Source organism: Chamaesiphon polymorphus CCALA 037, assembly GCF_003003845.1.
GTDB lineage: Bacteria > Cyanobacteriota > Cyanobacteriia > Cyanobacteriales > Chamaesiphonaceae > Chamaesiphon > Chamaesiphon polymorphus.
In genome coordinates this window covers 1-3,705 of record NZ_PVWO01000540.1, presented here as the reverse complement: position 1 = coordinate 3,705, position 3,705 = coordinate 1, and the positions used below count along the sequence as shown (strand labels likewise).

At 43.1% G+C, this 3,705-nt stretch carries 4 protein-coding genes; all 4 read left to right on the top strand.

All coding sequences use genetic code 11. The features are described from left to right. Positions 1 to 627, top strand: a 627-nt coding sequence (locus C7B77_RS25990; RefSeq protein ID WP_146138524.1) for an adenosine kinase, incomplete at its 5' end; no start/stop codon positions are given. Positions 628 to 927: 300 nt separating this feature from the next. Further along, the gene (locus C7B77_RS25985; RefSeq protein ID WP_106311814.1) at positions 928 to 1,425 is read left to right on the top strand and encodes a GNAT family N-acetyltransferase; all 498 of its coding nucleotides are present in this window, start codon (positions 928 to 930) and stop codon (positions 1,423 to 1,425) included. Positions 1,426 to 1,484: 59 nt separating this feature from the next. Further along, entirely contained in the window at positions 1,485 to 2,174 is a 690-nt protein-coding gene (locus tag C7B77_RS25980; protein ID WP_106311811.1) for a hypothetical protein, read from the top strand. 534 nt (positions 2,175 to 2,708) lie between these two features. Next, on the top strand, positions 2,709 to 3,410 hold the full coding sequence (locus C7B77_RS25975; RefSeq protein WP_106311808.1) for a hypothetical protein: 702 nt from the start codon (positions 2,709 to 2,711) through the stop codon (positions 3,408 to 3,410). Positions 3,411 to 3,705 lie beyond the last annotated feature (295 nt).

The following is a 3,705-nucleotide window of genomic DNA, read 5'->3' as shown; positions in this document are numbered from 1 at the left end:
GATCGGACGATGAATACTTTCCTGGGGATTTCCTCCGGTTTATCCGATCTCGAATTAGTTCCCGACGCGATCGCTAACTCTACTTATACTTATATTGAAGGCTATTTAGTCACTGGCGAAACCAGCAAACAAGCTGCAATTACCGCCAGAGAAATGGCCGTTGGCGCAGGTCAAAAAGTCGCTTTAACCCTTTCCGACCAAAACATGGCTAAGTTCTTCAAACAGGGGCTGCTAGACATGCTCGGTACTGGTGTAGACTTATTATTTGCTAATGACAGCGAGGCATTTGAGATGGCTGGCACTCAAGATTTGAATGATGCGATCGAGTATTTAAAAACCATTTCCAAAACTTTTGCCCTCACGCTCGGTGCCAAAGGTTCGTTAATTTTTGACGGTCAAACATTACTAGAAATCGCTCCTTTTCCGGTTAAAGCGATCGATACTGTTGGTGCTGGCGATATGTATGCTGGCGGGGTATTATATGGCATCACTAGTGGCATGGATTGGGCGACTGCTGGACGATTGGGTTCGTTAGCTTCGTCACAGTTAGTGACCATTCCAGGCGCGCGAATGGAGACGGCAAATCTACAAGCTTTATTGAAAGAAGTTAAATCAATTGATAATTGATAATTGATAATTGATAATTGATAATTGATAATTGATAATTGGATTGTTAGGGTGGGTTTGAAATCCTTACCTTAACAATCCACATACTCTCGATCGCTTTCGATCGTGGTTGCATCCGCTTTCAAGGTGGCTGGGGGATTAGTTAATATTTTTGAAACAGCCTCTCGAATTCCGATATATCACTAGAAGATTGAGTTTTCAATCTATTATTTTTAGCAATATTAAAATCATCATTACCTTTAGATTTTAATTGTTTCTCGGCACTATTTTAATAACTATTATCACGCACATTTGATACATATGATTCGAGAAGCGACGATCGCAGATTTGCCAGCAATTATTGAAATTTATAATACATCGATTCCCGGACGGATGGCCACAGCAGACTTGGAACCCGTAACGGTTGCCAGTCGGATGGAATGGTTTTTAGCTCATAATCCCGAACTGCGTCCGCTGTGGGTATTAACAGCAGACGATAAAGTTAAGGCTTGGCTGAGTTTTCGATCGTTTTATGGGCGAGCTGCTTATCGGCATACAGCCGAGATTAGCATTTATGTATCGCCAGAATCGCTCCGTCAAAAATTAGGCGATAGGCTGTTATCAAAAGCGATCGAGACGGCACCTAATCTAGATTTAAAAACACTGGTAGCATTTATTTTTTCACACAATCAACCGAGTCTCAATCTCTTTAAAAAACATGATTTTCAGCAGTGGGGCTACCTGCCGCAGATTGCCGAAATCAATGGTATCGATCGCGATCTAGTTATTTTGGGGCGACAATTATCGATGAGCCACTAGCTCGATCGCCCCGACTAGATTATAGTTAGTCAAATATAAATCTTCACTCTGCCCTTTGAATGACTGCTTTTAGCCCAGAACCGATACTTCGCCGCAAACAACACGCTCTAGACGTACAAGATCTCGAAGGACTCCTGCACATCCACATCCAATTTAAAGACTCCAAACTATTTTCTGGCTTTTATACCCGCATCGACCAAGTTTTTGTTTTGTGGGGTGTTATTACGACAATTGTCTTCACCACCGCTCAGTTTATCGACCTAAATTGGACTTATCAGGCAATTGCTTGGTCGATATTAACCGCCATTGGCGCGTGGGGTACCTGCCATCTTGCCTGGTATTGGGTAACCGTCGAGCGGCTGCGGTGGGTGGTTTATGCCTGGGTAGGATTGACGATTGGTGGGGTGTTGTTGACTAATTGGGGCATCTTTGGTGGTGGCTGGATTATCTTGCCGCATCTGTGTCGATTGTGGCTGGGATTGAGCGCGATCGGCTATACGATTACAGCATGGGGACTGCGATCGCGTGCGTTTTTATTGAGTGGGTTGCTACATCTAGGTGCGATCGCACTTTTACCTTATATGTCAACTTGGCAATTTCTATTTACAGGGACGATTACCGCAGGTATCCTATTTTTTCTCGCCGAAGTGCAATGGGATATGCAATCTACCACTGACTCTCAATTATTAACCCTAGAGCAAAAACAGTTTAATCAACGCCAGCGCGAACTCAGACAGCTAGATTCATAAACTCTTAAGATTACAATATCGAAAATAGCTATATAATAAACTCATCCAAAAGGACGATTTTATCTGCGAATGGGTTAGCTAATATTGGAATACGGATCGGTAGTAATTTTTATTGCTAACGTCTTATGATTTTTCAAAAGCTAATTTCACGATCGATTTAATAGATCCAGCGCATTGGATGGGGGTTATGTCGCAGTGACCCAGTGCTGCCCATCGTAGGAGAGCGACGGTAGAGGGGCAGACAGTGCAGAAATTAGTATTCCAAACGTCATTTTTAACTGCAAGTATTACGGGGTCGAGCATCCATTTAGTGTAGAGTTTTTGTCGCTTCCTCTACTTTATTTCTACTAACGGGGAACTAAACTTCCCATCAGAGCGATCGAAAGTAGAAAATAAATGGATGACTTTTATATGTTAATTGAGAATTGAGAATTGATAACTAAGTAACAAACCATTGCTATTTGTTAAGCAAATAAATCGCGATTGCAAAAAAATTCTTGCGAGTCGATCTATCGATCGAGCCGAGATGATATTATGGCTCAGGTCATTACATCTACTCGCATGTTGAATATTAGAAAAGTTTGTTGGGGAATGCTGGGAGTTATAGCCATCAGTGCGTTCGAGCCTGTGGTCTGGGCGGCAACTCCCGAAATTGAGCCAGTAGTTAGCCCCACATCCAAATTATTAGCAGCAGATCCGAGTTTTGCCGATATTTTAAAAGGCAATAGCATTCCTACCTCGATTAGATTGAGGGAATTAACCCCCGAATGGCGAGCGATGAGTACCAACGGTCAGTTAGAAATTGGTAACTTTCAAGCTTTTGTCAGTTTATTTGGCGGCGGAGCTTTTGCGAATAACTATTACACTAAAGGCCAAACCGTCACCATCGGTTCCGAGACATATATCGTGGCTTATAGTATGCTATCTTTAGCCGATCGAGTAGCTCCCGATATGCAGCTAAATCTTTCCCTGTTAAACCTCAAGACGATCGGGAGTATGAGTAATATTAGGGCATTTAATGCGATCGCCGAAACTAAAGTTTTAGAGAAGCAGTTAGCCAGCCTTCAGGTTACGAATCTTTTTGGCGGTAGCAAACCAGAAGAGACTCCAACTAAAGAAGCACCTGTCGTTCGACCTGCGGAAGTGAAACCGCCTACAACTGTTCGTAAAAAACGCCGTACCACTAAAAAATCTCGTCGCAGACAAATTAGAAGAACCATTAATAGAAATAATTAATGGCATGACTGAATCTAGGTATAATTTACTCTAAATGCCAGGGCAAATCATACCGTAAATCGGCATCACCTAACTAACCTCAGTTCGGGACAAGAACAGCCTAGAGACTGGAAGTCTCGGCTTGTGATGCAAAGTCCGCCTTCGCGGACTATATATCTTAGTCCGCGAAGGCGGACTTTGTGATACTAGCCCCGATTTCAATCGTGGGCGGTGCTTGAGCGGAGCAAATATCCTTAGCCCGAACTGACGTTAACTAACTCGCCGTGCGATCTCGTGCGTCATCAGATCGTAAGCC

Coding starts and splice junctions, on each gene's coding strand:
- C7B77_RS25985 (WP_106311814.1), top strand. CDS start 928: ATGATTCGAGAAGCGACGATCGCAGATTTGCCAGCAATTATTGAAATT.
- C7B77_RS25980 (WP_106311811.1), top strand. CDS start 1,485: ATGACTGCTTTTAGCCCAGAACCGATACTTCGCCGCAAACAACACGCT.
- C7B77_RS25975 (WP_106311808.1), top strand. CDS start 2,709: ATGGCTCAGGTCATTACATCTACTCGCATGTTGAATATTAGAAAAGTT.